Source organism: Candidatus Aalborgicola defluviihabitans (genome assembly GCF_016705985.1).
Classification (GTDB): domain Bacteria; phylum Pseudomonadota; class Gammaproteobacteria; order Burkholderiales; family Burkholderiaceae_C; genus Allorhodoferax; species Allorhodoferax defluviihabitans.
On the sequence record NZ_JADJKN010000002.1, the window covers coordinates 262,669 to 288,278 of the forward strand.

At 56.2% G+C, this 25,610-nt stretch carries 24 protein-coding genes; 9 read left to right on the forward strand and 15 right to left on the reverse strand.

All coding sequences use genetic code 11. The features are described from left to right. Window positions 1-32: 32 nt before the first annotated feature. From IPI80_RS01605 to IPI80_RS01635, 7 genes are all read left to right on the forward strand, one after another. Window positions 33-2,114, forward strand: a complete 2,082-nt coding sequence (locus tag IPI80_RS01605; RefSeq protein ID WP_413856510.1) for a ribonuclease catalytic domain-containing protein — start codon at window positions 33-35, stop codon at window positions 2,112-2,114. 2 nt (window positions 2,115-2,116) lie between these two features. After that, entirely contained in the window at window positions 2,117-2,971 is an 855-nt protein-coding gene (locus tag IPI80_RS01610; RefSeq protein ID WP_413857566.1) for an energy transducer TonB, read from the forward strand. Beyond that, the gene (locus IPI80_RS01615; protein WP_413856512.1) at window positions 2,968-3,723 is read left to right on the forward strand and encodes a transglycosylase domain-containing protein; all 756 of its coding nucleotides are present in this window, start codon (window positions 2,968-2,970) and stop codon (window positions 3,721-3,723) included. The genes IPI80_RS01610 and IPI80_RS01615 overlap by 4 nt, the downstream gene beginning before the upstream one ends. A 126-nt stretch (window positions 3,724-3,849) precedes the next feature. After that, window positions 3,850-4,461: a lysophospholipid acyltransferase family protein gene (locus IPI80_RS01620; protein ID WP_413856514.1), complete on the forward strand. Its 612-nt coding sequence runs from the start codon at window positions 3,850-3,852 to the stop codon at window positions 4,459-4,461. A gap of 18 nt (window positions 4,462-4,479) precedes the next feature. After that, entirely contained in the window at window positions 4,480-5,469 is a 990-nt protein-coding gene (locus IPI80_RS01625; RefSeq protein ID WP_413857568.1) for a phosphatidate cytidylyltransferase, read from the forward strand. Window position 5,470: 1 nt separating this feature from the next. Next, window positions 5,471-6,019 (forward strand): crossover junction endodeoxyribonuclease RuvC, encoded by a 549-nt coding sequence (ruvC, locus tag IPI80_RS01630; protein ID WP_413856516.1) that lies wholly within the window; start codon window positions 5,471-5,473, stop codon window positions 6,017-6,019. 38 nt (window positions 6,020-6,057) lie between these two features. Next, the gene (locus IPI80_RS01635; RefSeq protein WP_413856518.1) at window positions 6,058-8,082 is read left to right on the forward strand and encodes a tetratricopeptide repeat protein; all 2,025 of its coding nucleotides are present in this window, start codon (window positions 6,058-6,060) and stop codon (window positions 8,080-8,082) included. Window positions 8,083-8,134: 52 nt separating this feature from the next. Here the strand turns inward: IPI80_RS01635 and IPI80_RS01640 are convergent, their stop codons facing one another. The 13 genes from IPI80_RS01640 to gspE all read right to left on the reverse strand — a co-directional run bounded on the left by IPI80_RS01640 (window position 8,135) and on the right by gspE (window position 21,805). Beyond that, on the reverse strand, window positions 8,135-9,874 hold the full coding sequence (locus tag IPI80_RS01640; RefSeq protein WP_413856520.1) for a sialidase family protein: 1,740 nt from the start codon (window positions 9,872-9,874) through the stop codon (window positions 8,135-8,137). Window positions 9,875-9,978: 104 nt separating this feature from the next. Continuing rightward, window positions 9,979-11,004, reverse strand: a complete 1,026-nt coding sequence (locus tag IPI80_RS01645; protein ID WP_413856522.1) for a hypothetical protein — start codon at window positions 11,002-11,004, stop codon at window positions 9,979-9,981. 222 nt (window positions 11,005-11,226) lie between these two features. After that, on the reverse strand, window positions 11,227-13,380 hold the full coding sequence (gene gspD / locus IPI80_RS01650; RefSeq protein ID WP_413856524.1) for a type II secretion system secretin GspD: 2,154 nt from the start codon (window positions 13,378-13,380) through the stop codon (window positions 11,227-11,229). A 170-nt stretch (window positions 13,381-13,550) separates the two neighbouring features. After that, window positions 13,551-14,252, reverse strand: coding sequence for a hypothetical protein (locus IPI80_RS01655; RefSeq protein WP_413856526.1), 702 nt, complete (start codon window positions 14,250-14,252; stop codon window positions 13,551-13,553). Between the two features lie 103 nt (window positions 14,253-14,355). Beyond that, the gene (gspM, locus tag IPI80_RS01660; RefSeq protein ID WP_413856528.1) at window positions 14,356-14,835 is read right to left on the reverse strand and encodes a type II secretion system protein GspM; all 480 of its coding nucleotides are present in this window, start codon (window positions 14,833-14,835) and stop codon (window positions 14,356-14,358) included. Beyond that, window positions 14,832-15,755: a PilN domain-containing protein gene (locus IPI80_RS01665; protein WP_413856530.1), complete on the reverse strand. Its 924-nt coding sequence runs from the start codon at window positions 15,753-15,755 to the stop codon at window positions 14,832-14,834. Before IPI80_RS01665 ends, gspM begins: the two co-directional genes overlap by 4 nt. Before the next feature lie 239 nt (window positions 15,756-15,994). After that, a complete protein-coding gene (locus IPI80_RS01670; RefSeq protein WP_413856532.1) occupies window positions 15,995-16,900 on the reverse strand; it encodes a general secretion pathway protein GspK in 906 nt (301 codons plus the stop codon). Continuing rightward, window positions 16,897-17,565 (reverse strand): prepilin-type N-terminal cleavage/methylation domain-containing protein, encoded by a 669-nt coding sequence (locus IPI80_RS01675; protein WP_413856534.1) that lies wholly within the window; start codon window positions 17,563-17,565, stop codon window positions 16,897-16,899. The genes IPI80_RS01670 and IPI80_RS01675 overlap by 4 nt, the downstream gene beginning before the upstream one ends. Further along, on the reverse strand, window positions 17,562-17,957 hold the full coding sequence (locus tag IPI80_RS01680) for a type IV pilus modification PilV family protein (RefSeq protein WP_413856536.1): 396 nt from the start codon (window positions 17,955-17,957) through the stop codon (window positions 17,562-17,564). The genes IPI80_RS01675 and IPI80_RS01680 overlap by 4 nt, the downstream gene beginning before the upstream one ends. Then, window positions 17,954-18,418 carry a GspH/FimT family pseudopilin gene (locus tag IPI80_RS01685; RefSeq protein WP_413856538.1) on the reverse strand — a complete coding sequence of 155 codons (465 nt, stop codon included), beginning with the start codon at window positions 18,416-18,418 and terminating at the stop codon, window positions 17,954-17,956. Before IPI80_RS01685 ends, IPI80_RS01680 begins: the two co-directional genes overlap by 4 nt. Further along, entirely contained in the window at window positions 18,397-18,840 is a 444-nt protein-coding gene (gspG, locus tag IPI80_RS01690; RefSeq protein ID WP_413856540.1) for a type II secretion system major pseudopilin GspG, read from the reverse strand. The genes IPI80_RS01685 and gspG overlap by 22 nt, the downstream gene beginning before the upstream one ends. 38 nt (window positions 18,841-18,878) lie before the next feature. Further along, window positions 18,879-20,099, reverse strand: a complete 1,221-nt coding sequence (locus tag IPI80_RS01695) for a type II secretion system F family protein (protein WP_413856542.1) — start codon at window positions 20,097-20,099, stop codon at window positions 18,879-18,881. Between the two features lie 2 nt (window positions 20,100-20,101). Beyond that, window positions 20,102-21,805: a type II secretion system ATPase GspE gene (gene gspE, locus IPI80_RS01700; protein WP_413856544.1), complete on the reverse strand. Its 1,704-nt coding sequence runs from the start codon at window positions 21,803-21,805 to the stop codon at window positions 20,102-20,104. Between the two features lie 100 nt (window positions 21,806-21,905). Here gspE and IPI80_RS01705 point away from each other — a divergent pair, with 100 nt between their 5' ends. Both IPI80_RS01705 and IPI80_RS01710 read left to right on the forward strand, forming a co-directional pair. Further along, the gene (locus tag IPI80_RS01705) at window positions 21,906-23,468 is read left to right on the forward strand and encodes a PIG-L family deacetylase (RefSeq protein ID WP_413856546.1); all 1,563 of its coding nucleotides are present in this window, start codon (window positions 21,906-21,908) and stop codon (window positions 23,466-23,468) included. Beyond that, window positions 23,420-24,454: a glycosyltransferase family 2 protein gene (locus tag IPI80_RS01710; protein WP_413856549.1), complete on the forward strand. Its 1,035-nt coding sequence runs from the start codon at window positions 23,420-23,422 to the stop codon at window positions 24,452-24,454. Before IPI80_RS01705 ends, IPI80_RS01710 begins: the two co-directional genes overlap by 49 nt. A 9-nt stretch (window positions 24,455-24,463) precedes the next feature. On the opposite strand, the gene IPI80_RS01715 is transcribed toward IPI80_RS01710, so the two are convergent. Together IPI80_RS01715 and lpxC are read right to left on the reverse strand one after the other, a co-directional pair. Beyond that, window positions 24,464-24,640 carry a hypothetical protein gene (locus IPI80_RS01715; protein ID WP_413856551.1) on the reverse strand — a complete coding sequence of 59 codons (177 nt, stop codon included), beginning with the start codon at window positions 24,638-24,640 and terminating at the stop codon, window positions 24,464-24,466. 21 nt (window positions 24,641-24,661) lie between these two features. Next, the gene (gene lpxC / locus IPI80_RS01720) at window positions 24,662-25,585 is read right to left on the reverse strand and encodes a UDP-3-O-acyl-N-acetylglucosamine deacetylase (protein ID WP_413856553.1); all 924 of its coding nucleotides are present in this window, start codon (window positions 25,583-25,585) and stop codon (window positions 24,662-24,664) included. Window positions 25,586-25,610 lie beyond the last annotated feature (25 nt).

Consider the following 25,610-nt stretch of genomic DNA (forward strand, 5'->3'; position numbering starts at 1 on the left):
CAGCCTGGCGCGCCGTGGGACAATGCCAGCCTATGTTTGTATTGTTTGATGAAGCCGGAAAATTCATGGCCGGTCGTATTCTGTCCGAGGCCGACACCTCCGCACAGGTGGAGCTCGATAGCGGCAAGCGGGTCAAGGTCAAAGCCGCCAACCTGCTGCTGAAATTTGAAAAACCGGCACCCGCCGAATTCATGGCCACCGCGCAAGCGGCCAGCCAGGGCATTGAGCTGGAAATGGCCTGGGAATTTGCGCCCGACGAGGAGTTTGGCTTTGCCGACCTGGCACGCGACTATTTCTCTGCCCAGGCACCGCTGTCTGAACAGGCGGCCATGTTGTTTCGGCTGTTCGAGTCGCCCCATTACTTTCGCCGTGCCGGCAAAGGGCGCTTTCGCAAGGCAACCGCCGATGTGATCGCCCAAGCACTGGCCGCCATTGAGAAGAAAAAGGCCATCGTGGAGCAGATCACGCAGTGGGCCAACGAACTGGCAGGCGGCCAGTGCCCCGAGCCTATCCGCGAACAGCTCTACAAGATTTTGTTCAAACCCGACAAGAACGCGCCCGAGTACAAGGCCGTGGTCGAGGCCGCCCGTGCCACCCAGACCGCGCCACTGGCGCTGCTGCAAAAGTCTGGCGCCATTGCATCGCCCTACCAGTTCCACTGGAAGCGCTTTTTGCTGGAGAGTTTTCCCAAGGGCACCGGCTTCCCGGCCCTGGAGGCCCCTGCCATTGACGCAAGCGCCCTGCCCCTGGCCAGCGTGCAGGCGTTTTCGATTGACGACTCGCACACCACCGAAATTGATGACGCCCTGTCTGTGCAAGGCCTGGGTAGCGGCACGATTACCGTGGGCATCCACATTGCCGCGCCGGGCCTGGCCATTCAGCCGGGCGACGCGGTAGACCAGATCGGGCGCAACCGCCTGTCTACCGTCTACATGCCGGGCTACAAGGTCACCATGCTGCCCGACGCGCTCGTGCAAACCTACACTCTGCAGGCCGGACGCGACTGCCCGGCGCTGTCGCTCTACCTCACGCTGGATGAGGCCACGCTGGACATCCGCAGCCACGAATCGCGCATCGAGCGCGTGCCCATTGCCCACAACCTGCGCCACGACCAGTTGGATGCCGTGGTGACTGAGGAGTGGCTTGAGGATAGAACATGTATTAGTCAAATAGCATCCCAGCCCTCGTCGGAGCTACGCGAGCAGCTATCATTTTTATACCGCTTGGCCAAAGACCTGAAGGCCAAGCGCGAGGTGGTACGCGGCAAGCCCGAAACCTTTAACCGCCCCGATTACAGCTTCCGGTTGGTCAACAATGACGAATTCCCCGCCGGCGCCGAACCACAAGGCAACGAGACCGTGCAAATCAGCACCCGCCAGCGTGGTGCGCCGCTGGACCTGTTGGTGGCCGAGGCCATGATTCTGGCCAACAGCACCTGGGGCAACTGGATGGCCGAGCTGGGCGTGCCCGGCATCTACCGCAGCCAGGCTTCTTTGGCACCGGGCATCAAGGTGCGCATGGGCACAAGGGCCTTGCCGCACGCCGGCATTGGCGTCAAAAGCTACGCCTGGAGTAGTTCACCCCTGCGCCGCTATGTTGACCTGGTTAACCAGTGGCAAATCATTGCCTGCGTGAAGCATGGCAAGGCGGCGGCACTGGCCGCACCCTTCAAGCCCAAGGACGCCAGCCTGTTTGCGATTATCTCCAGCTTTGAAGAGGCCTACAGCGCTTACAACGGCTACCAGAGTGGCATGGAGCGCTTCTGGACCCTGCAGTACCTGCGCCAAAACGGCATCACCGAACTGGAGGCCACCGCCTTCAAAGACAACCTGGTACGTGCCGACACCCTGCCCTTGGTGTTGCCCATCATGGGCGCCCAGAACCTGCCACGGGGTGCCCGGGTGCGGGTCAGGCTCGGCGAAATGGACCTGATCACCCTGGACATCAACGGCACCGTGCTGGAACGCCTGGATGCGCCCGCTGATGAGCCTGCCGATGCAGATGCCAACGCGGATGCTGACGAGCAGGATGACGACGAAGTAGCCGGCCCGATTGCTATTGCCGTTGACGTCAGCGAACCCGCCGACGCTTCCAGCGATAATCCTGCTCCGTGAACCTGCGGTCTTTCAGCACCATTCAGATTGCCCTGTTTGCATCCGCTGCGGTGCATGCGGTGCTGCTCACGGTGCGTTTTGTTGACCCCGAGGCTTTCAACCGGGTGTTTGAAGACACGCCCCTGGAAGTAATTCTGGTCAACGCCCGCACTGACGAGAAGCCCGTCAAGGCCCAGGCCATTGCCCAGCATTCCCTGGCGGGCGGCGGCGATGCCGAAAAAGGCCGTGCCACCAGCCCGTTGCCACCCTCGGCCCTGACCGACTTTGGCGATGCCACCGAAGAAGAAGCCGCGCGCAAACTGCAAACCCTGCAAGAGCAGCAGACCCTGCTGCTAACCCAGGTCAAGAACCAGCTTGCCGCCCTGCCCCCACCCGACCCCAACCGCGTTGCCAGCAAGGCTGAGCAGCAAGAGCGCGAGGAAAAGCGGCGCCAATTGATCAAAATCCTGGCCGAGATTGAACGCCGCATCAACGAGCAAAACGCCAAGCCCAAAAAGCGCTACATCAGCCCGGCTGCGCGTGAAGCGGTGTATGCCGTGTATTACGATGCGCTGCGACACGCCATTGAAGACAAGGGCACCGAAAACTTCCCGCAGGCCGGCGGCAAAAAGCTCTACGGCGAGCTGACGATGATCGTGACCGTCAACCACAACGGCCGGGTACTGGACACCGAGGTGGTGGAAAGCTCGGGCAACCGCACCCTTGACCGCCACGCGGCAGCCATTGCCAAATCGGCCGGCCCGTTTGGTAACTTCAGCCCCGCCATGCGCCGCCAGGCGGACCAGATTCTGGTGGTTTCCCGCTTCAAGTTCACCCGCGACGAGACCCTGGAAGCGGCCGTGTCCACGCACCCATGAAGCCGCTGCTGCGATGGCTGTCATTGGTAGCCGTGGCGCTGGTGGCACTGCAGCTGTTCTTTGTGGCCCGCATCGCCACCATGGCGGTGGTGGCACCGCAATCCAGCAGCTTTCAGCGTTCCGAAGCCTGGCGTCTGGCCACCGAGAAGGATGGCTTGCACTGGCGCCAGCAATGGGTCCCGTATAGCCAGATATCAGACAACCTCAAACGCGCCGTGATTGCGTCTGAAGACGACGGCTTTAGCAACCACGACGGTGTTGACTGGGACGCACTGGAAAAAGCCTGGGAAAAGAACGCAAAGGCTGAAGAACGCGCCGCAAAACAAAAACCCGTCCCCAAAGCAGCCGCCGGCAAACCCGCAGCCAAACCGCCCAAGCCCCCCAAGGTTGTGGGCGGCTCCACTATTACGCAGCAACTGGCCAAAAACCTGTTTTTGTCAGGTGAGCGCACGTTACTGCGCAAGGGCCAGGAATTTGTGCTGACCATGGTGCTGGAGCAACTGCTGTCCAAGCAGCGCATTCTGGAGCTGTACCTCAACAGTGTGGAATGGGGCGAAGGCGTGTTTGGCGCTGAAGCGGCCGCGCAGCACTATTTTCGCAAGCCAGCCTCGCAACTTAGCACCCTGGAGTCCGCCCGCCTGGCCGTGATGCTGCCGCGTCCTCGCTACTACGAAAAAATGCCTAATTCTGGCTACCTGGCCAGTCGCGCAGAGGTGATTGCCGGGCGCATGGGGAGTGCGCAGCTTCCGTGACGGCGGTGTAGCTTCGACCCGCAGCAGGCTCAGGGGCGCGTCCCCGCCTCGGCCTCCTTTACCTCGCTTTGGCATACGCCCTAAGCCTTCTGCTACCGGCAACTTTTGCTCTGTATCATCACCGCCATGCTTGCCAAGATCATGAGTCTGTTTCTGCTGGGGCTGATCCGGGTGCTGACCGGCTCGCAAGCCCGCTGGCATGGCTGCCCGCCCAAGGCCGAACAGCGCATTTATTTTGCCAACCACCAGAGCCACGCCGACCTGGTAATGATCTGGGCGGCTCTGCCGCAGGAGTTGCGCAGCGTAACGCGCGCCATTGCTGCGAAAGACTACTGGACCAAAACCCCCTTCAAACAATGGCTGACCACAGCGGTGTTCAACGTGATCTACGTCTCGCGCGACCGCACCTCCGACGAAGACCCGCTGGAGCCGCTGTTTGATGCCCTGCAAAACGGCGACTCCATCATCCTGTTCCCCGAAGGCACGCGTGGCTTTACCGGCGAGCCGCAGCCCTTCAAGGCCGGCTTGTACAACCTGGCGCTCAAATTTCCCAACGTGGTGCTGGTGCCAGCCTGGATCAACAACGTGCAGCACGTGCTGCCCAAGGGCGAAGTGGTGCCGGTGCCAGTGCTGTGCTCGGTCACCTTTGGCACGCCCATGCAGTTGCAAGACGGCGAGGACCGCCGCGTCTTTCTGGAACGCGCCCGTGCTGCCGTAGTGGCGCTGCGCGACGTGTGAGGCATTGCCATGTTCAACATGTACTACTACCTCAAAAACCTGACGCCTTCGCAGCAGATTGGCGCCCTGTTCGTGCTGGTGTTCGGCCTGCTGCTGTTGGCCAGCGTAGTGGCATTTTTGTATTCGGTGCGCGACCATGGCGATAGCCCCGAGGCGCAGGCCCAACGCAAAGAGTTGCGCCGCATGGACGCCATTCTTCGCACCAGTTGGTTAATGGTGCTGGTGTTCTGGGTTGGCTGGGTCGCTGGCGACTGGGTGGCGCTGACCCTGTTTGGTTTTGTATCTTTTTTCAGCCTGCGTGAATTTCTTACCTTGTCCCCCACGCGGCTGGGGGACCACCGCAGCCTGGTACTGGCCTTTTTTGTGGTACTGCCACTGCAGTATCTGCTGGTGGGCGGTGGGTACTTTGACCTGTTCACCGTGCTCATCCCGGTCTATGTGTTTCTGGCCCTGCCGCTGGCCAGCGCCCTGGCCAACGACCCGGTGCGCTTTTTGGAGCGCAGCGCCAAACTGCAGTGGGGCATCATGGTGTGCATCTACGGCATGAGCCATGTGCCGGCCTTGCTGATGCTGAAGTTTCCCGGCTATGAAGGGCGCAACGCGTTTCTGGTGTTCTTCCTGGTGCTGGTGGTTCAGGTTTGCATGGTCACCCAGCATTTCGCAGCGCGGCGCATGAAGAAAGCTCCGGTCGCACCAGCCATCAGCCAGAGCTTTAGCTGGGACAGCTGGGGCCTGGGTGTGCTGGCAGGCAGCCTGCTGGGCGCCCTGCTGGCCGGCATCACGCCTTGGGTGCCAGGCGTAGCATTCTCGGCCGCCTTTGTGGCCTGCATGGCGGGCTCACTGGGCCACTTTGTCATGAAAGCGCTCAAACGGGACCGAGGCATCCCAAGCTGGGGTACCCAAGGCCAATCCGTAACCGGGGCCAGCGGCCTGTTGGACCGGGTGGACGCGCTGTGCTTTGCCGCACCGGTCTTCTTCCATTCGGTGCGATGGTACTTTGGTGCCTAGCATGCGCATTCTTGGCATAGACCCCGGCCTGCGCACCACCGGTTTTGGTGTGGTGGACGTAGAGGGCGCTGCCTTGCACTACGTGGCCAGCGGCACCATCAGCACCCAACACCTGGATACCGGCGCACTGCCCCAACGGCTCAAGGTGCTGTTTGACGGCATTGCCGAGGTGGTGCAACGCTACGAGCCGGACTGCGCCTGTGTGGAAATCGTGTTTGTCAACGTCAACCCCCAGTCCACCCTGCTACTGGGCCAGGCCCGTGGCGCCTGCATCACGGCCCTCGTGTCGGGCGACCTGCCGGTGGCGGAATACACCGCGCTGCAAATGAAACAGGCCGTGGTAGGTTATGGCCGGGCCGACAAAACACAAGTCCAGTCCATGGTGCAACGCCTGCTGGCCCTGCCAGGACTGCCCGGCCCTGACGCCGCCGACGCACTGGGCCTGGCCATCACCCACGCCCACGCCGGCACCGCCATGGCCCGCCTGGCCAAGGCCAGCGGGCTGGGTGGCAAAATTGGGGGAAATTACCGGGCGGGAAGGAGCCGGTAGTTAAAATTCCATCCGTTTTGAAATCCAGGGAAACAACAGTGAAAAAAAGCGGCAAGGTCGACCCAAGTCCCAATCTTGCGGCGCAGGTAACTCTGGCACTTCAACACCATCGGGCTGGCGATTTTGTTGGGGCCGAGGCGCTCTATCGACAAATTTTGGAAAGCAACCCCGGCCATGCTGACACCCTGCATCTATACGGCTGTCTCGCTGGTGACCAAGGGCAGTACGAACGAAGCATTGCACTAATCACTCAGGCGATCGAACGGAGTCCTACCGCCTATCCCTACTATTACAATCTGGCCAACCAGTTGGCAAAGGCTGGGCGTTTGGATGAAGCGGCACGCTATTTTCGAACCGCTATCCAACTCAAACCCGATTACGCGTTCGCTTACAACAACCTGGGACAGGCCCTGTTCAGGCAAGGTGACAACAAAGCCGCAATTGATTGCTACCGCACTGCGATCAAGCTACAGGCCAATTATGCCGACGCCCACTACAACCTAGGTCTGGCGCTACAAGACATGGGAGATCTGGGTGCTGCACAAGCGGCCTACCTGGAAGCAATTCGTATTCGACCTGCATACGAACTGGCCCACTACAACCTGGGCAACCTGTATGCTCAGGTTCAAAATCCTGACGCCGCAATAGCAGCCTACCGACAAGCGCTCAGCATACGGCCAACCAATAACAAAGCCCATACCAATCTGGGTAACGTACTGCTAAAACTTGGCCAACCTGAAACAGCGTTGATCTGCTTTCGAGAGGGATTGCGGTTAGACCCTCAAGATGTATTCAGCCACAGTAATGTACTGTTAGCGATGAATTATGCGGCGGGCTATTCGGCACATGACATTTTCTGTGAACACTTGGAGTTCGCGCAGAATCACGCTCACAAACTACGCCGAATCGGCACGGACATCAACCACACGGACATTGATAGAAAGCTGCGGGTTGGGTATGTTTCCGGCGATTTTAGGTGGCATGCCGTCGCCTATTTTGTTGATGCCGTTTTGCAGCACCACGACCATCAGGCCTTTGAATTGTTCGGTTACAGCAATACGGCTACCGAAGATGCGGTGACCCAACGCCTGAAAGGGCATTTTGACCATTGGCGCAACATTCGCGCGCTGGACGATGACCATGCCGCCGAACTGATTGCGAGGGACAAGATTGATATCCTGGTTGACCTGTCGGGTCACACCGCAGACAACCGTTTGCTGGTATTCGCACGCAAACCCGCTCCGATTCAGGTAACTTGGCTGGGCTACCCCAACACCACCGGCCTGCAGGCCATGGATTACCGCCTGACAGATGGTTATGCCGAACCCGAAGGAATGACCGAACAGTACAACGTTGAGAAGCTCTGGCGACTGCCGGATGTGTTTTGCTGCTACACCCCCTGCGCTGACAAACCCGAGCGCAGGTCGAGTCCGGAATTGAACGTGCAACCGACTCCAGCGCTAAAGAATGGGTATGTCACGTTTGGCTGTTTCAATAATCTCGCCAAAATGAGCCCCCCGGTGGTAGCACTGTGGGCAAGGCTTTTGCGTGAGGTACCACGCGCCCGACTGATGCTGGAAGCCGCGGGGCTGGATACAGACGCACAACGCAAACACGTGCGTGAGCAGTTTGCGGTGCACGGCATCCACGCAGATCGACTGGTCTTGTTGGGCCGAACCCCTGAACAACAGTATGTGCTGTACCACGAAGTCGACATTGCATTGGATCCGTTTCCCTGCAATGGTGGCACAACCAGTTTTGACACCTTGTGGATGGGGGTGCCACTGGTAACCCTGGCTGGGCACACTTTTGTGTCCCGTATGGGGGTGAGCCTGTTGTCCACCCTGGGCTTGACAGAACTGATCGCCCAAACTGAAGACCAGTACATTGCAATTGCCAAGGGACTTGTCAGCAATTTAGACAGTCTCAATGAACTTCGTCTCGACCTGCGACCCCGTATGGAGACCTCGGCCTTGCTTGATCAAACCCGGTTCACCAAAAATATGGAAGCCGCTTTGCGAGGAATGTGGGCAGTAGAGTGTGCCGCCAAGAACTTGCTGTAAGTTTCCAACAGACCCTGCGATCTGTTGGAAACACAACTGCATACCAAGTTACCTAGTCAAGTAACTGATTCTTGCCCATGATATCGAGAAAGACCAGGTACCAATCACCATCAACCCAGATCCACTCTTGCGGAACTTCTACTTCTTTCTTGGGTACGACGATCTTCTTGCCGCGCATCACAATTTCAGGTACTTCTGAGATATAGGCAACTTGTACTGTCGCTTTTTGCTCCGTAAGTTTGGGTTCACCCACGATTCGGTGGCCATAGTATTTGACAAGACCTTGGGTCTTTACATAGTTTGATTGGCTATTGGTTTCGCGGAAAAACGGATCCATATAGTTGTAGACCAGGTCGTACTTGACCGCTTCACGCGCAGACCAAAAGGCATCCACACGTTCTTTGAGACGTTCAATATTCGGCGTCGGCATCGTCACACCGGGGTCACCCTGCCGGTAGGTACGCGTACCAATAACACTGCTTGGCAGGGTTCGGTCAGGCGATTCTTGCCAGGCAATTTGGTATTGACCGGCACTAACATAGCTTATCGAAGGGAAGTAGTGGTACAAGTCCACTTTACCCGCCAACACAATGGGCTGCGCCAACCAGCTAGCGCCTCCGTTGGAGGAATAGTTGCCCGCGATAACCGGCTTTACGTAACGCATGTCTACCCAAACGGCCATTGCAGATCCATCGTCACCAAAACGCAATTTGGGAAGGATGGTGCTGGCCCCAAAAGGTTCGCCACCATTCAATCGATGGAGACTTGAAAACGTGGCCCCGTCACTGGTGAACGTATGAAACAGATTGATCCGGGCTTTCTCATCGCCCGATGGCTTCTTGACAATCAACAGGTGTGCTTGCCCTTTGGGGTCGGTAGACAGGAATAGTCCCTCAGTTCCGGCAGAATCCGCAATGGTCACGGAGTCGCCCCAGGTCTTGTTTTGGTCGTTTGAGCGCTTACAACGCACAGCATCCACATCAGCCCAACACAACAACAAGCCTGTGGTGCCCATCCTGACCATAGCCGGTGATCCCGGTTGTGATACAGAACTATGGGCTACTTGTGCTGTTAGCCAGTGCGCTCCACGGTCTTCAGAGCTCCGTACCTCTAGCTTGAACTGCTGATCTGACCCACGAGACAGCCAGGACGCATGCACCCAATTGCCGTTGGAAACCAAACTGGGGTCGATGGCTGAAGTGCGTTGGGCATCGTCATTCAGTTTGATGTCTTCGGCTTTCCAGGTTTCACCACGGTCGTTCGAGAAATTCAAGTACAAGTCAAGGCCGCCATTGCGCTCGTCGGTATAAGCTACATACATATCACCCAAACCATTGGAGGCCACAAGGGGTGCAAATGCACCGCCCTTTTGGTTCAAACGGTGAACCGGACCAAAGGTTTTCCCGTCATCCAGCGATGTACGGACATAAATCAATTTGTCGCCATTGACGCCAACTCCCTCAATGGGTTTTACCAACTTAGGCCGCCAAATGGCAAACAGAGCTTTGCCATCGCTGTGCAAAGTGGCGTAAGCCAACCGCATATCTCCGCCCTTGTTTTCGCTGAGTATCTGCTCCGTCCCATCCGGGCGGCGCAGTGTTAGGGCGTTATCGGAGTTGAAATACAACATTTCTACCGCGTTTGCGTGCCGCTCGGTCGTTACCGATTCAGAAATTTCAAAGCGGGACGCCTTGATGACGACTGGCTGCTCGCTGCCAACATTAACGGATGCACACCCAGCCAGAAACAAGGGGACGCCCATGCAAGTGAAAACCCATTTAATCAATTTCATTCGCTTTTTCCAGATCCAAAGATCAATCTATTTTAGGTCAAAAAAAAAGGGGTGGATTACTCCACCCCTTTTTTGATTAAACCAGATTACTCTGGTTTGGATGATTACAGTGTAGGAGCACGTGTAATGTAGCTGCCCATGCCGTTCAGGGTAGTTTCCTGCTTGTAAACCAACGCGTTGGTAGCAGCGCCACCGACCATGAACCAGTTTGCCCAACCACCGTTGGCAGACCAAGGCTCATTCAAAGCACCCAGCATTTGGGCACGTGAAGCGACACCAAAGCAAGTCACAGGAACGTTGGTCGTGGAGGACTGGAATCCTTCGTTGTTATTATAGTGACCGTAGAAGAACAGGGGACCTGGGCCAGTTGCGGCGTAAGTAACGGTAGCGGCACCGGCATAAGCCATGAGACCTTCGCCAGCCAAAGGCAAAATGTAGAACGACGTAGTTGCAACCGATGTTGCGTACCAAGACATCACCTTGTTAGGATTGGCGCCATCAGGACCAGCGGGCAATGAAAAATCGGGCAAGGCAGCATCAGTTGTGTGCAGATCATCGGTGCTGTAGGCAAAGTACAAACCGGTTGATGTGTCAACGATGTGCGCATCACCGTGCAGGATGGCGCCGTTGTAAGCAGCAGCCTCACCGTAGGCAGCAGCCGCGGAGTTGTTCACAATCAGGAAACCTTGCTGGTTTGAACCAGCGGGGGCGCCTGGGAAGTACTTCGGAGCCGATGTGGTGTCACCAAAAGCAGCAGGCACGTCAATGCGGTTAGACATTTCGAACTGCATCAAGTCGTTTGGTGTGGACATTGCATCACCATTGACGTGATTGCATGTCGCGCTGTTTGCTGCGCCAATTGCCTTGGTTGCCCAAGTGAAGTGCAGGGGAGTAGGACCGGGAGCGCCCAGCTGGTTGGTGATCGACAAGAAGGTGTATGCACCAACCTTGGATGTGACATAGGGGAACAGCAAGTTGGTTGTGCCGGGGGTACCAGCGCTAGCAACCATGCTGGCGGTAGCCAACAGAGCACCTACCGAAGCGGCGATCAGAGACTTTTGAAAAGTTTTTTTCATGTTACGTTTCCTATTTTGGCCAAAATAAAATAATTCATACACCCAGCCCGGCAATTTCTTACCTATGCCAGTGTACTACCTTTGCACTAACGAAATCCATTGTACATGGATTGACTAAACCGGTCAAAAAAACTTAACGTTACTCTGCCGGATGGCCAGTTCCCTGACGCATGCTGCCAATGTACAAAAGAACACCATCAAGGTCAAAGAGATTCCAAGCGATTTGTGCGGGTTTTTTCATTCGTGTACCTTTAATGCAACACCAAAACAACAAATTCAATTGCCTTTGGTGCCTTCAGTGATTGCAGCAGCGTTTTCCTCTGTGCTCTTCATGCCAGCGGCTTCCCCATTGAGCTTGCGCATCCCAGTGAGTTTCTTGCGGAATTCGGCCGTTACTTCACGCGCCTGCTGGTTGTCATTCACGACGCGTGGCGTGATAGTGATGATGAGTTCACGGCGTGTGCTGGTGTCACTCTTTGCCCCAAACAATGCCCCCACGACGGGGATGTCTGAAAGCAGCGGCAAGCCGGAGGAGCCCGCGTTCTTGTCGTCTTTGATGAGCCCCCCCAAAACCATCGTGTCGCCAGATTGCACCGCCACGGTTGTCTGTGCCGAGCGCTTGTTGATGGTGGGAGAGTTAAGGCCTGTGGTGGTAACACCGTCCTGCACATCGCTCACCTCCTGGCTAATTTCCAGCGTGACCAGACCGCCTGCGTTGATATGCGGGCGCACCGATAGGACCACACCCGTATCAACATAGACCACCGAAGTAACGACGGGTGTGGTGGTATTGCCCGTGTAAGTTGATTGCCCTTGCACGGGCACGCTGGAACCCACATTGATTTTGGCAATTTGGTTGTCGGTCACCATAATGTGGGGTGATGAGATGACATTGACCTTGGTGTTGCTGGCCAATGCACTCAGCACCGCTGCAATGTTGCCGCCACTGGTTTTCCACACGGCGGAAAATGGCAGTTGCGGAATAACCGTTCCGGTGGGATCTGTCGGCAGGGCGCGAACCTTCGAATTGGAATTGAACAGCATGCCCGAGAGGTTGTTATTGCTGTTGAAAAACCACTCCAACCCATAGCTCAAGGCCCCGGTAAGGGACACCTCTGCAATGGTGACTTCCACCAGAACTTGGCGGGGCACTACATCCAGTTTTTTGACGGCCTCTTCAATCTTTTCATACTCAGCGCCATTGGCCAGGATTAGCAATGCGTTGTTGTCGCGATCGGCAATAACCTTGATGGTGCTACCAGCGCCCAGACCCAAGGCCTCTCCCGTACCAGAAGCCACCACACCGGGTGTTGCGGCAGCCGTCGTGTTCGCAATTCCAGCCGCCGCTGATCCTCCGCTGGAACCTGAAGAACTGCCGAGTGCTCCGCCTAATGGATTTTGACCTGTTGCGCCGCTACTGCTTTGCATTGACGTACCCGTCAAGCCAGGTGCCACGCTGGCGGGCGCAGTGGTGGATGAATTTTTACCACCGATGACCTGGCTGAGTAGTGCCGCGATCTTCTCGGCATTGCCGTTCTGAACCGGGTACACATACAACCGTGTACCGCTTTTACCACCATTGCGGTCCAGGCGATCCACCCACACCTTGGCTTGCTCCAGGTACTGTGGCCGTGGGCTGACCACAAACACGGCGTTCATGCGTTCAATGGGCACAATGCGCAGCAAGCCCGCAAACGGACTCTTGGACTTGTCGCCAAACAGCAATTCCAACTCTGGCATGATGCTCTTGACGTCAACACTTTTTAAGGTAAACAAGCCAACGGACATACCGGCCAACCAGTCCAAGTCGAACACCCCAACGGTTTCCATGGCATGACGCATCTCGGATTCGGCGCCTGCCAGCATCAGCAGATTGCGCGTTTCGTCCACTCGCAAAATGCTGCCCTCCGGCAACAACGGCTCCAAAATCTTGGACATTTCACGGGCAGCAATGTATTGCAATTGCACAATCTGTACGCTGTAGCCAGGCTGCAAAGCGCCGATTTGGGGCGTGATCGATCCGCGCAACGCGCTATTCAGGGGGCCAATCTTGAAGGTCCCGTTTTCGCGCACCATGGCGGCACCATTCATGCGCAACACAGTTTCCAGGATAGGCATCGCGGCGGCGCGATTGATAGGCTGGCTGGTGTGTATGGTGACTGTGCCATTGACTTTGGGGTCGATCGTGTAGTTTTCATGAAGCATGTCACCCATAACCACGCGCACTACCTCGCGTAGGTCGGCACCTTCAAAGTTCAGCACGATGTCTTGTGGACCAAACCCCGGCATCGCAACATTGGGGGGTTTGACAAATACGCCGGTTCCAGGAATCACTTTGAAGCCATTGTCTGTGTCGGCTTTTTGAGGGTCTGCCGCTTGGTTGCCTTTCTCCGCAGCAGATGAAGGAGTTGGCGTTATTCTCAATTTCATATCTTCCGAGGCGCTTGCATTGGCGGGTGCAGTTACAGGTGCGGAAGATACCTGTTCCGGCGCTGAAGGCTGTGTTGCACAACCCACCAGACCAACTGGCAAACAATATATGAGCGCCACTGCTATCGTCAGTTGCCTGGTAGTCAATTTTTTCATGTGCGTTCCTTAATCTACTTCTTGAAGTCCGTGTTCGGCGGAGGCGGTGTTTTGGGCGCCGATGCTAAATCGGCGGATTTAGGTGGCACGCCTGGCCCCGGGATGAACACCCCACCAGGTACAGGACGTGAGGAAGCTGATGGGGCGGGGCCGGGTGGTAAAAAAGGTGAGGGGGCAGCATTTACAGGAGGCAGCAACGCAGGCGCATTTTGTGGCCCGCTCGGTGCTTTGGGGCCAATCTGTACGTTGAGTATGAGTTCCTCGCTCTCAGCACCCTGGCGCAGTATGACGCGGCCTGGCTCGACTTCGCCAAGGGTGAGGCCTCGTACCACGCCCGACGTTGCGACAGTTTCAGTTTTGTTAGTTTGCACATCGCGAAGCAAAGCAGATCGCTGCATTGGCGTGATCAGCACCCCGACCAGCACAAATTGCCCTTTCTTCATGGCACTCAGGCCTCCCTTGGTAGCAGACCCCGATGAACGGCGGCTCACTACAAAAAGTGACCTAGAGATCAACTCTGGAAAACCAGATTCCGCGTTGGGCAAGGTGAACTCAGGCAAGACTGCTTGCAGGACTATGGGTGTAACCGGAATCTTCCGCAGATTGGTCAAATCACGCTCCAGACGCATGCCTTGATCCCATTCCCAGTAAAGTAGGCCACCCAAGAGCAGCGCAATGGCGGTCAGGACGATAGTGAGGTAATTTTTGGATCCCATGGGCGTCTTCATTGCGCGCCTTTCAGGGTGTAGCCGGTCAAGTCGAATTGCACAAACATTTCGGGCTCATTGAGTACGTCTTTTGCTTGAACCAGCGGGTTGGCTACCCGCATCTGCAAGTTATCAACAAAAGATAGGGGTGCGCAGACTCAAGCGCATGGAGCATGGCCTTCACAGCGCTCAACGGTGCATTGAATTGCAGCACAACGGAAACTTGGCGGTATTGACCGTCATCCTTGTGCGGCAAGATCTGGATACTGGTGAGCTTGCCCCCGTTTTCATCCAAAATGGCTTTGACCAGTTCCTGCAGTTCGGCTGCCGCAAGGGCTGGGCTGGCGCTCTTCAAAAAATGGCGGGCGGACTCCAAAGCCTTGATTTCGATTGTCTTTTTCTGAAGTCCGTCGCGCATACCCACTATTTTGGAATATCGCTGCAGTCGATTTGCAGCGTCATCAACCGCTAGGTCATAACGTCGATTCAATAGCCAAATCGGCACGGCAATAGCGCACACTACGAGCGCCAAGATCAGCAACAGAATTGCCAGTGCGGCAAGCTTACTTTGCAGGGGATTGAGCTGCTTCATGGTTTTTGCACCCCCTCTGATGCTGTAGGCCTGGCAACAGAAGCCTTTTGTAGAGGGCTACTTGCGGCGCTTTGAGGGTAGGTCGCTGGCAACGGCGCAGAAACGGTGTTTTGTGGAGATGCCCGTACGGCTTGTGCCAATGGCATTGGCTTGATTTGCAAGGCTAATTGATAGCGCTCACTGCCACTGGCCTGCCCTTTGGTCAATGGCGCGCGAAAGCTGGCCTCCCCAAGCAGGCTGGATTGTTCAAATAGTCCAATCAATCGTGCTGATGAAGCTGTTTCACCCTGAATTTGCAATTCTTTGCCTTTGATTTCGATAGTTTGAACCCAGGTATCGTCTGGCAGAACTCGGGTCAGCTCTTCCAGAGTCTGAATAACGGTTGGCCTTGCCTGCCGCTTTTCCAGCAGGTAATTGTGCTGGGCAATCCGGCCATCCAGTTCACGACGCACGGCATCCACAGCCTCAGCCGCCTTTTTCCCTTTTTCAACCCAGGGAAGCATTTGCACAACCGCCTCGCGCTTGATCACGATCGGCATAACCATGGCAGCAAACACCAATAGACCAATCAGAAGTACCAGCCAAGGATTGGCCCCTTGGCGAAAGGGAGAGGGCGCGCTGGTCAAAGTGTCTGGTAGCAAGTTGACCAACGTACCCTTATTCCACATATCCTGGGCGAACACTGCATGCACTTCAAGTCCAAGTACGTTTAGGGTCTTGATGGCGGCATCTACCGCATCACGTGGGGTCACGACAAACTCTACATTCAGTTGGCCGCGCTCAAAGTTCCTGTCTTTGACGGAATAGCCAAAATAGACCTGCCGTGGAGAAAAAGGAGTGTGCTGTTCCATCTGAAACTCAAGCACCTGCCGCAGATTTTCTTCGGTAGCCAGTGGTAGGGTCAGGGTCTTGCGCAGCACGCAATCACCTGGCAACGTAAGAGCGAGCTGACGTGACTCCCCTTTTGGCATGCCACTCCATTGAGCATTGACCTGATTCAACCCCACGGACACAAAACTATCTGCGGCCAGCCGCGGTGGCCGCAACCAAGCGGGCCCCATGGACGATAGCTCCCCAAGCCACCAACGCAAAAAACGACTGGACAGCAGCTGCTTCTTCAGCGCTTCCAGCGTTTCGCGGTAGTTTTCTGTCAGTGTTGTCATTGCTTACCAGTCATTTGTTCAGCCTCTCCATCTCCCCAACCCAGCACGACGACTGGCCGGCTCGGATCTTGAGCCAACCTAGCCACTACCACTCTGACAAAGACCGTTCCATCGGGCAACTTGACTTCGCAGCGTACCGAATAGGTTGGTATTCCCATCGACACTGTTGCAAATACGCCCGCACCGGCAAAGGTAGGCGCCTTTTGATCCGACGCAAGCAGGCTTTGACGCTGAGAAACATACTGATCCACCATTGCCGGGTTGACTCCAGGAATAGCGAGTAATACTTCCCGGGCTGCAACAGCAGTATTAATACCGGGTTGCTTTGAATAAACCGTTAAAGCGGGCGCCAGTTTACGATACAACTCTGGCGTCATTCCTAAAACGCGCTGCAATTCATCAACGGTTTCAAAAGGGGCGTTGGACGGAACGTAGTTTTTACCTGCCGCCCGGTAATCGTCTTCTTCCGCTCCATGCAGTCTTTTGAATTTGTCCGTGTCGCGCCAATCCAGCAAGGCGTCCAACAAGCTGACACTGGCCTCCTCACTGAGTCCCGTCGATACAAGAAGGCCTTTCAGTAGCGCGTCAGATGCGGTGTTGAGATCGATTTTACCTGACTCGTCACTCAATACTGCCTTCAATTCGGCCCCGGACAGAGTGAAAGAGTGCTCAACGCCATTGGCCCGCCATCGCAACGGATCGCTGGTCGGCTTAAGCAGCTCCAACCACGCACGCTGAACACCGCCCTCAGCAATGGCCTTCGCCTGGGCTGTGGAAGTCAGATTGCGCGCAATCTGAGCCTCATTTCGCATACTGAAAGCAAAATTGCCAGCGATCACGGCCAGTAAGGTAATGACCCAGAGCACCAGTACTAGGGCTACACCACGTTGTGGGCGCTTCACCGGACAAACTCCGAGCTGAGTTTGGGTGCGACCACAAAATCGGGCCATTCAACACCATTCGAAAACTTGACTTGAATCCGAATGAGCGATGGCAGACGCGTAGTTGACTCCCATCGATCAGCCCAACGAAGCTGCCCCTTTTCACCCTCCGGCCCCAAATAACTCAGCCAAATATCGTCCACAGTGCCGAGCTCTGTGCCGGCAAGTACCATTTCTTGTGCTTGGTCCAATACCGAAAAATCATGCAATTGCCCGGTCACTGGCATGTACCGCCAAACCAGTCGCCGGCCTTTGCTGCTGCGCTCCAACTCCAGCGAAGCCAAATACAAGCCACCTGTCCCGATTCGCGAGGGTAATTGCGCAACAAAACTCACTTTGTTGCGCTCACCCAAAAATGCCATACGCTGCTCGGGTGTACCTTTCCAGCGATAGGGATAGGTCATCTCCATTTCCCGCCGTAGAAAGCTTTCAACGGCACGCACCGTATTGAGATTGTCCACCCTTTGCTGGACCGTATCCCAACTACGAATCCCCAGACGCAAGCCCCCAAAGAGCAGGACCAGGATGAACCCCAACAATGTGATGGAAATCAGCAATTCAAGCAACGTAAAGCCAGCATGGGACTGTCGGCGACGACAATTCATCCCTTGGTCAGACACCGTCATTGCCTTAGCCCCAATCGGAGTGACTCAAGTACTACTTGCCGCGGTCGGCCATCCTCATTCCAGCCTATCTGTGCCTGAATCAGGTACAGACGCGATGGCATCAATTGCCGATCAGCAGCTCCACCATCGTCAAAAGGCTGCACCCGCAGGCGCCATTGCATATCCGTAATTTGGCCCACCTCCTCCCCTGGGACTAGGGGGCGTTCAATTCCCGCTGCCGCCAGCTTGGATTCTGCCAAAAAGACCGCGCGGCTATAGCTATCTGCCAGCCGTGCGTTGCGCATGCCACCGCTGAATATCTGCAAGATCGCTGCCATCGTCACGGAGAGCACGACGAAGGCGACCAGCACTTCGATCAAGGTCATGCCGCGGCACTTGCTTTGCATGGTCATTCAAGAATGGACACTTGGCCGGTCAGCCAATTGATGTCAACGTCATATTTGCGGTCACGTGTAGTCACGGTCACACGCCCGCCGGTGGAACCACCATCTGGAAAGAAACGGATCGCACCGGAATTTCCATTGATCAGCTCAGACTGGGCAGTAAACAAGTTGATCGCTACGCTTTTTGGAAGGCGATAAGTACGCGGGTCGCCACTTAGTTGAAACTGGTGTCCTTCCACATCAACCGTCAAAGCGGTTTCTCTTCTGTGCGCAACAGCATCACTGCGTGCCTTACGCAAACCAGCGGCAAGCTGACGCGCCGACGCCTTGAGCTCGGTACCAGACACGCCAGACGAAACCATGGGAGCCGCTACCGCGTAGGCCATGGCCATGATGACGACCACAACCAGCAGTTCGATGAGGGTAAAACCAGCCTGATGGCCCAGTTCTATTTTTTGCTGTCTTCCCAACCGTTGATATCCTTGTTTTCGCCGTCGCCGCCGTCCTTGTTATCAGCGCCAAGGGAGCTAATGTCATAGGCACCGTGCTGGCCAGGAGATGCATAGCGGTAGTCATTGCCCCACGGGTCTTTGGGAAGGGTTCTTTTCTTGATGTAGGGTCCATTCCAACCCGCCAGCCCAGACGGTTGCTGCACCAGCGCTTGCAAACCCTCTTGTGTGTTGGGGTAACGTCCGGTTTCCAGTTTGAACAGGTCCAGACTTGCACCAAATTCTTCGATCTGCAAACGGGCCGTATCCGACTTGGCGCCACCCAAATAGCCAATGACCTTGGGACCAGCGACACTGGCCAAAAGCCCCAGAATGACCAACACTACCAGCAACTCGATCAGGGTAAAGCCCTTTGAGCGCCAGGCTGCGTGTTTTCTATCCATTTAATAGTTCTCCAATAATTCAATGTTGGGTTGGAGCACTACAGCGCCAAATCGTTCACACTCAAGATTGCAACGAGGATTGACATGATGATGCCGCCAATAACCAGGCCCAGACCCAAAATCAGCACTGGCTCCATGAGCGCCAGCATGCGTTTGACCGTGCTGTGTACTTCCCGGTCATAAATGTCGGCGATGCGGATCAGCATGTCCTGTAACTTGCCGGTTTCCTCGCCCACCATGACCAAGTGTACTGCCAGCTTGGGGAAAAGCTTCGTTTCCATCAGCGGCTTACCCAATCCCTTGCCCTCCTTGAGCTGTGCGGCCACGTCACCCAGCGCCTGGCACATAACCGTATTGCTCAGCGTTTCCTTGACAATGGACAATGCAGCGAGCAGGGTTACACCGTTGCCGATCAAGGTTCCCAGCGTACGGGAAAAGCGTGCAACTTCAAGCTTGCCAATCAAATCGCCCACCAGAGGCAGGTTGAGCAACCGTTGGTCCCAGCGAAAACGGCTGGCGGGTTCTCGCATCTGCCGCGCAAACCAGGAGTAGGCCCCCACGGCCAGCAAAACCATGAGCCACCAGTAATTACGCACACCATCACCCGCAGCAATAACGATCTGGGTGGGTAACGGTAAGGCTTTACCGGATTCCTCAAACATCTGGGAGAACTGCGGAACCACCCACATCAGAAGGATTGCGACGGACAACAGGGATACTCCGACCAAAATGGCTGGATAAATGAGCGCCGACTTGACGGTGTCACGCAACTCCTTGGAGCGCTCCATGAATTCCGTCAGTCGCTGCAACACCACATCCAGTGCGCCACCCGCCTCCCCGGCGCGAATCATGTTCAAATAAAAGCGTGTAAAGACGCCCTGTCGCGCTTCCATGGCAGCTGACAGCGGGGCGCCACCGCGCACGTCTTCGCGCAACTGCACCATGAGTTCTCGTACTGCCTCATTTGCGGAAAGTCCTATCAGAATTTCCAAACAGCGGTCCAGCGGCAAACCTGCCTTGAGCAGGGTGGCTATTTCCTGAGTAAAGACGGCTACGTCGTCTTGGGAAACATGGTTGCGGTTGAAAAAACCTCTGACGCCACCGACATTACCAACTTTGGTTACACTTTCATCCACTCGGATTGGAATGAGGCCCATGCCCTGCAGGCGTTCAACCACAGCGGGCTGTGATGCGCCATCCATGTCGCCTTCCTGTGCATCTCCCGAGGGCGTCACCGCCTTATAACGATACCGCGGCAAGGCTATTCCTCCCGCGTCACGCGCAAGACCTCTTCCATAGTGGTCACACCTGCAACCGCTTTGGACAGACCGTTCTCATACATGGTCTGCATGCCCTCGGCAATGGCTTGTTGACGCACTTCGCCAGAAGTAACGTGTCGCATGATCATGCTGCGGATGGCGTCTGACATGATCAGCAATTCCACGATGCTGATACGTCCCAAATATCCGGTGCCACCACATTCTGAACACCCGACAGAACGGTACAAAACCACAGGTTTCGCATCGGTGTAACGCTCCAATTGCATTTCCTGCACAATCTCTGGCAACGCCGGATAAGGCTGGCGGCAATGGGTACACAAGGTACGGACCAATCGCTGCGCCAAAATGCCATTGACAGTCGAAGTGAGCAGGTAATCGTCCATGCCCATGTCCAACAGTCGGTTGATGGTACTCGCCGCGTCGTTGGTGTGCAGGGTTGACAGCACCATGTGCCCCGTCAACGCGGACTGGACCGCAATCTGGGCCGTTTCAAGGTCGCGGATTTCACCAATCATGATGACGTCCGGGTCTTGCCGCACGATGGAACGCAGTGCGTTAGCAAAGGTGAGGCCGATCTGCGGTTTGACCTGGATCTGGTTGATGCCTTCCATCTGGTATTCAACCGGGTCTTCAACGGTCAGAATTTTGACGTCAGGCTTGTTGAGCTTGTCCAGCGCCGTATACAGGGTGGTGGTCTTGCCCGAACCCGTGGGTCCTGTCACCAAGAGGATTCCGTGCGGCTGCATCAACACTTGCTGGAAGCGTTCCAACGCAGCGTCATCGAAGCCCAGAGTGGCAAAATCGAGCGTCGTACCGCTTTTGTCCAGAATACGCATGACTACGCTTTCCCCATGCATTGTGGGCACCGTGGAGACGCGCAGATCAATTTCTTTGCCCTGCAAACGCAGCTTGATACGACCATCCTGGGGTAGGCGCCGCTCGGCAATGTCCAAGCTTGCCATTATCTTAATCCGCGAAATCACTGCGGCAGAAAAGCGCCGCGGCGGGGATTCCACCTCGTGCATCACCCCGTCCACACGGTAGCGCACGATCAGGCGGCTCTCAAACGGCTCAATATGAATATCAGAGGCCCGCGCCTCCAGGGCGTGGCTGATGATGAGGCTAACCAAACGGATGATTGGCGCCTCGGATGCCAACTCCTTGAGTTGCGCCAGGTCTTCATTCTCTTGCTCACCATCGCGGGTTTCCACCTCGCCCACGATCTGGTCCATGGATGTTTTGCCCGAACCATATAGTCGCTCAAAGGCAACTTCCAGCTCTGACGGCACAGCCAAACGTGGTGTAACCGTGCGTTGGGTGACCATACGAAAGGCGGCGAGAACATACTCATCCAGCGGATCCGCCATGGCCAGCACCAACTGGTTGTCAGTTTCCTGGATTGGTAGTGCGCGAGATTCCTTGATGAACCGGGCGGAGACACGCTCCTCCAATACAGGAAGTTCTGGATATTCCGTCAACGCCACAACCGACAGACCCAACTGGTCTGCGAGTGCATCCGTAACATCCCGTTCAGCTGCAAACCCGGCCCTGACTAGTAAAGCCCCGATTCGCTCATTGGCATCCCCTTCTTGCAGGCGCAATGCTCGTTCAAGATTTGCAAAATCCAGCTTGCCGTGTTCAACTAAAATTTCACCGAGGCGTTTGCTCAACTTTGTGACTTCCATTGGAAACGCCGATTCTAGACCAGTGCCCGCACTCGGCGGTTGGAAGCGCAGTATTTAAACCAAGCCCCCCATGGCATCCAACGAGCAAAGCGACGTGTAGATGGAACAACGGCTCATTCCCTATGAGGCAACGCTCAATTTTGCCAAAGGGCGACTTCTGGTATTGGCACCACACCCGGACGACGAAGTATTCGGATGTGGGGGTGCAATCATGCGTCAAATGGGCGCGGGCGGGATTGTTCACGTCATCATCCTGACCGACGGCGCCTATCTGAAGGCGCCTGAATATGGCGCCATCCGGCGCACCGAGAGCCTCGCGGCAGGTGGAGCGCTTGGGTATGGCGAACCTGAGTTTTGGGGTCTTGCCGACCGTGGGCTCGAATATGGAGAAGGCCTGATTCAACGCCTGTTGGATGTCATCAACGGGTTTAAGCCGACTTTGATCTTCGCCCCTTCGTTGCATGAAATGCACCCAGATCACCGTGTTTTGGGCATGGCAGCGCTGGAGGCAACCCGACGCAGCGCACCCGAGACGGGCCTGGTGATGTTCGAGGTGGGCGTTCCCATGCCACGCCCCAATATCCTCTTGGACATCAGTGACCTGGTCGAGCGCAAGGCCAGCGCCATGTCATGTTTCGAGTCACAGCTGGCCGGTCAAGCCTATGACACGCAAATTGAGGGGTTGAATCGCTTCCGAAGCTACACACTGGGTCCCACGGTATCTGCCGCTGAAGCTTATTTGGTTATTGAGCACAGTCAGCTGTCAAATCGTCCTCTGGAGTTGTTCGAATCTGAGTACCAGCGCCAACGCAGCATGGGGCTGGCTATGCTTCCGAGTGATGTGCCACTGGTGAGCGTCATTATTCCCAACGCGAACAATCCTTCTTTGCAGTGGGCCTTGGACTCCGTTGCCGTGCAAACCTACCCACATGCAGAGGTCATTGTTGCGCACGTAACTAGTGACTCCCCACACCTCATAGGTAGTTGGTGCGGGCGCTTTCCTTTGCTGTATGCACCCACTAGCGAAACATTGAATCGGGCAGAGACTATGAACCTCTGTATACGCAACGCGCAGGGAAAATACCTGCTTTTTCTGGAGGCAGACGATACGTTGCTGCCTGATCATCTGGAGAAGTTGGTCCGCGCACTCTCCAAAGACAGAGCGCGCGGTGCTTATACCGGTGTTCGGTGGGTGACCGAACACGGTGATGGCCAATTTGCCGAGGATGCTACTTGGTCAGAACACCGATTGAGCGCAAGCAACTTTCTTGCACTCAATGCCGTCATGTTCGAACGTTCGTTGGCAGACGAGGGTTGCCAATTTCACGATGCCCCACAAGCGTTGATGTACTGGGATTTTTGGTTACAAATCGTATCCAAGACACCGCTGATTCATGTGCCAAACATCAGTGCAATCCCCCGAACCGCTCCGAGCAATGAATCGGCACCGAACCAGACCCAACCTACGGCAAGCGGAAATGAACGTCAGTACCTATTGCTTGAAGTTGAACAGCTCCGTGCACAAGCAGAACATTGGAAACAAGCAGCCTCCACACAAGCCGAACAGTTGCAGGCTCTTACCGCAACCATATCAGCCTATGTTTCGTCCAGCTCATGGAAGTTGACATCACCACTGCGCTGGATAGCGCGGCTATTCCAGTGAACCCCGCTGGGATCGCACCGATCCATCCCCTGGTAACCGTTGTCATCGTCAACTACAACGGCGGAGAGATGATCTGCCAGTGTCTGGCTGCGCTGGCACAGCAGCACTTTCAGGACTTCGCAACGGTCGTCGTGGACAACAAGAGTGCCGACGCATCGGTTGCCGCCATCCAACAGAAATTTCCAGACGTGGCCGTGTTGTTGCTTAAAAGCAATCTGGGCTTTGCCGGTGGGGTGAATCATGCCTTGAATACCTGCGCACTGGGGCCTTACGTTGTTCTCTTGAACCCTGACGCATTTCCTTTGCCCGATTGGCTCGGTAATCTGGTGGCCAGTGCACATGCGCATCCACAGTACGCATCGTTTGGTTCGCGCATGTACAGCGATGAGAGCCACAACCAGCTCGACGGCCTTGGTGATGTGTACCACGTCAGCGGCTTGCCCTGGAGGCGGGGGCATGGCTGCGTCAGCACAGCCCGGCACGACATGGAGACTGACATATTTGCGCCGTGCGCCGCTGCAGCCCTGTACCGGGTGGCCGCCTTGCGGGATGTGGGTTTTCTGGATGAAGACTTTTTCCTGTATGTGGAGGACATTGACTTGGGTTTTCGCATGCAGTTGGCCGGCTACCGTTCCCTGTATGTCCCCACAGCCTGTGTCCTGCACCTAGGCTCTGCCTTTGTGGGCAAGCACAGTGATTTTCAGCTTTACCACGGTCATCGCAACCTGGTCTGGGTGTACGTCAAAAACATGCCAAGTGTTCTATTCTGGCTATTCCTGCCGGCGCATATAGCTTTGAACCTGGTAACGCTACTGTGGTTCACGGCCCGCGGCCATGGTGCCGTGGTATGGCGCGCAAAGCGGGATGCCGTTCGCGGTCTTCCCCATTTCTGGAAGAAACGGGTCCAGATTCAATCCACGCGCAAAGCCAGCATCTGGGCGGTGCTCAGGCAACTGGCGTGGAACCCGTTCTCGCGGTGCGCCTGAGACGAAGCGCTACGCCAATCGATCCAGAATCAAAACACCAAAGAAGCCAAAGGCACCAATCAGCGTCCATTTCAATACGGTCAACCCGTACCGTTTGAATCGCGGCTGGCCCGTGACGGCAAAACAAGCGAAAGACACTACCGCGCTTAAGAGCAGCAGCAGGATCAATATACGAATCAGTGCCACGCCAAATTCACCCTGTCCGGCCTACCAGGCCCGTGCCAATTGCGAAAACCCGGCGGGCGCCAGACTCTCGTCCTCGAAGGTCACGATGTCCCAGGCATCCTCACGGGTTAGCAGCTCCCGCAACAGCTTGTTGTTCAGGGCGTGGCCGGAGCGAAAAGCACTGTAGCTGGCCAGCAGCGGTTTGCCCACGCAATACAAATCTCCAATGGCGTCGAGTAGCTTGTGCTTCACAAACTCGTCGTCATAGCGAAGCCCCTCGGCGTTGAGCACCTTGTAGTCATCCATGACGATGGCATTGTCCAAACCACCTCCGAGTGCCAGGCCGTTGCTGCGCATCATCTCCACGTCCTTGGTGAAGCCAAAGGTGCGGGCCCGGGCAATGTCGCGCGAGTAAGAATCCCTGCCCATGTCGAATTCCACCCGCTGGCCAGTGGAATCTACCGCCGGGTGGTCAAACACAATCTCGAAACTCAGCTTGTAGCCGTTGTAGGGCTCTAGTCTGGCCCACTTCAGACTGGCGCCCTCGCCTTCGCGTACCTCTACCAGCTTGTTGACGCGCAAAAATCGCTTGGGTGCGTTCTGCAACGCAATCCCTGCGCTCTGCAACAGAAACACGAACGAGGCCGCAGAGCCATCCAGAATCGGAACCTCCTCGGCCGTGATGTCGACATACAAGTTGTCCAGCCCCAGGCCGGCGCAGGCCGACATCAGATGCTCGATGGTCTGAACCTTGGCGCCGCCCTTGGATAAGGTTGAGGCCATGCGCGTGTCGGTCACGGCTGGCGCGGACACGGGTATATCCACCGGCTGCGGCAAATCGACCCGACGAAACACAATGCCAGTATCGGGCTGCGCCGGACGCAGGGTGATTTCCACCCGCTGTCCGCTGTGCAGCCCCACACCGACCGCGCGCGTCAGGGACTTGAGGGTTCGTTGTTTGAGCACAGTGTCGATTTTAGTCGCCACCGGG

Coding starts and splice junctions, on each gene's coding strand:
- IPI80_RS01605 (WP_413856510.1), top strand. CDS start 33: ATGTTTGTATTGTTTGATGAAGCCGGAAAATTCATGGCCGGTCGTATT.
- IPI80_RS01615 (WP_413856512.1), top strand. CDS start 2,968: ATGAAGCCGCTGCTGCGATGGCTGTCATTGGTAGCCGTGGCGCTGGTG.
- IPI80_RS01620 (WP_413856514.1), top strand. CDS start 3,850: ATGCTTGCCAAGATCATGAGTCTGTTTCTGCTGGGGCTGATCCGGGTG.
- IPI80_RS01625 (WP_413857568.1), top strand. CDS start 4,480: ATGTACTACTACCTCAAAAACCTGACGCCTTCGCAGCAGATTGGCGCC.
- ruvC (WP_413856516.1), top strand. CDS start 5,471: ATGCGCATTCTTGGCATAGACCCCGGCCTGCGCACCACCGGTTTTGGT.
- IPI80_RS01640 (WP_413856520.1), bottom strand. CDS start 9,874: ATGAAATTGATTAAATGGGTTTTCACTTGCATGGGCGTCCCCTTGTTT.
- gspD (WP_413856524.1), bottom strand. CDS start 13,380: ATGAAATTGAGAATAACGCCAACTCCTTCATCTGCTGCGGAGAAAGGC.
- IPI80_RS01655 (WP_413856526.1), bottom strand. CDS start 14,252: ATGGGATCCAAAAATTACCTCACTATCGTCCTGACCGCCATTGCGCTG.
- gspM (WP_413856528.1), bottom strand. CDS start 14,835: ATGAAGCAGCTCAATCCCCTGCAAAGTAAGCTTGCCGCACTGGCAATT.
- IPI80_RS01675 (WP_413856534.1), bottom strand. CDS start 17,565: ATGACGGTGTCTGACCAAGGGATGAATTGTCGTCGCCGACAGTCCCAT.
- IPI80_RS01680 (WP_413856536.1), bottom strand. CDS start 17,957: ATGACCATGCAAAGCAAGTGCCGCGGCATGACCTTGATCGAAGTGCTG.
- gspG (WP_413856540.1), bottom strand. CDS start 18,840: ATGGATAGAAAACACGCAGCCTGGCGCTCAAAGGGCTTTACCCTGATC.
- gspE (WP_413856544.1), bottom strand. CDS start 21,805: ATGGAAGTCACAAAGTTGAGCAAACGCCTCGGTGAAATTTTAGTTGAA.
- IPI80_RS01705 (WP_413856546.1), top strand. CDS start 21,906: ATGGAACAACGGCTCATTCCCTATGAGGCAACGCTCAATTTTGCCAAA.
- IPI80_RS01710 (WP_413856549.1), top strand. CDS start 23,420: ATGGAAGTTGACATCACCACTGCGCTGGATAGCGCGGCTATTCCAGTG.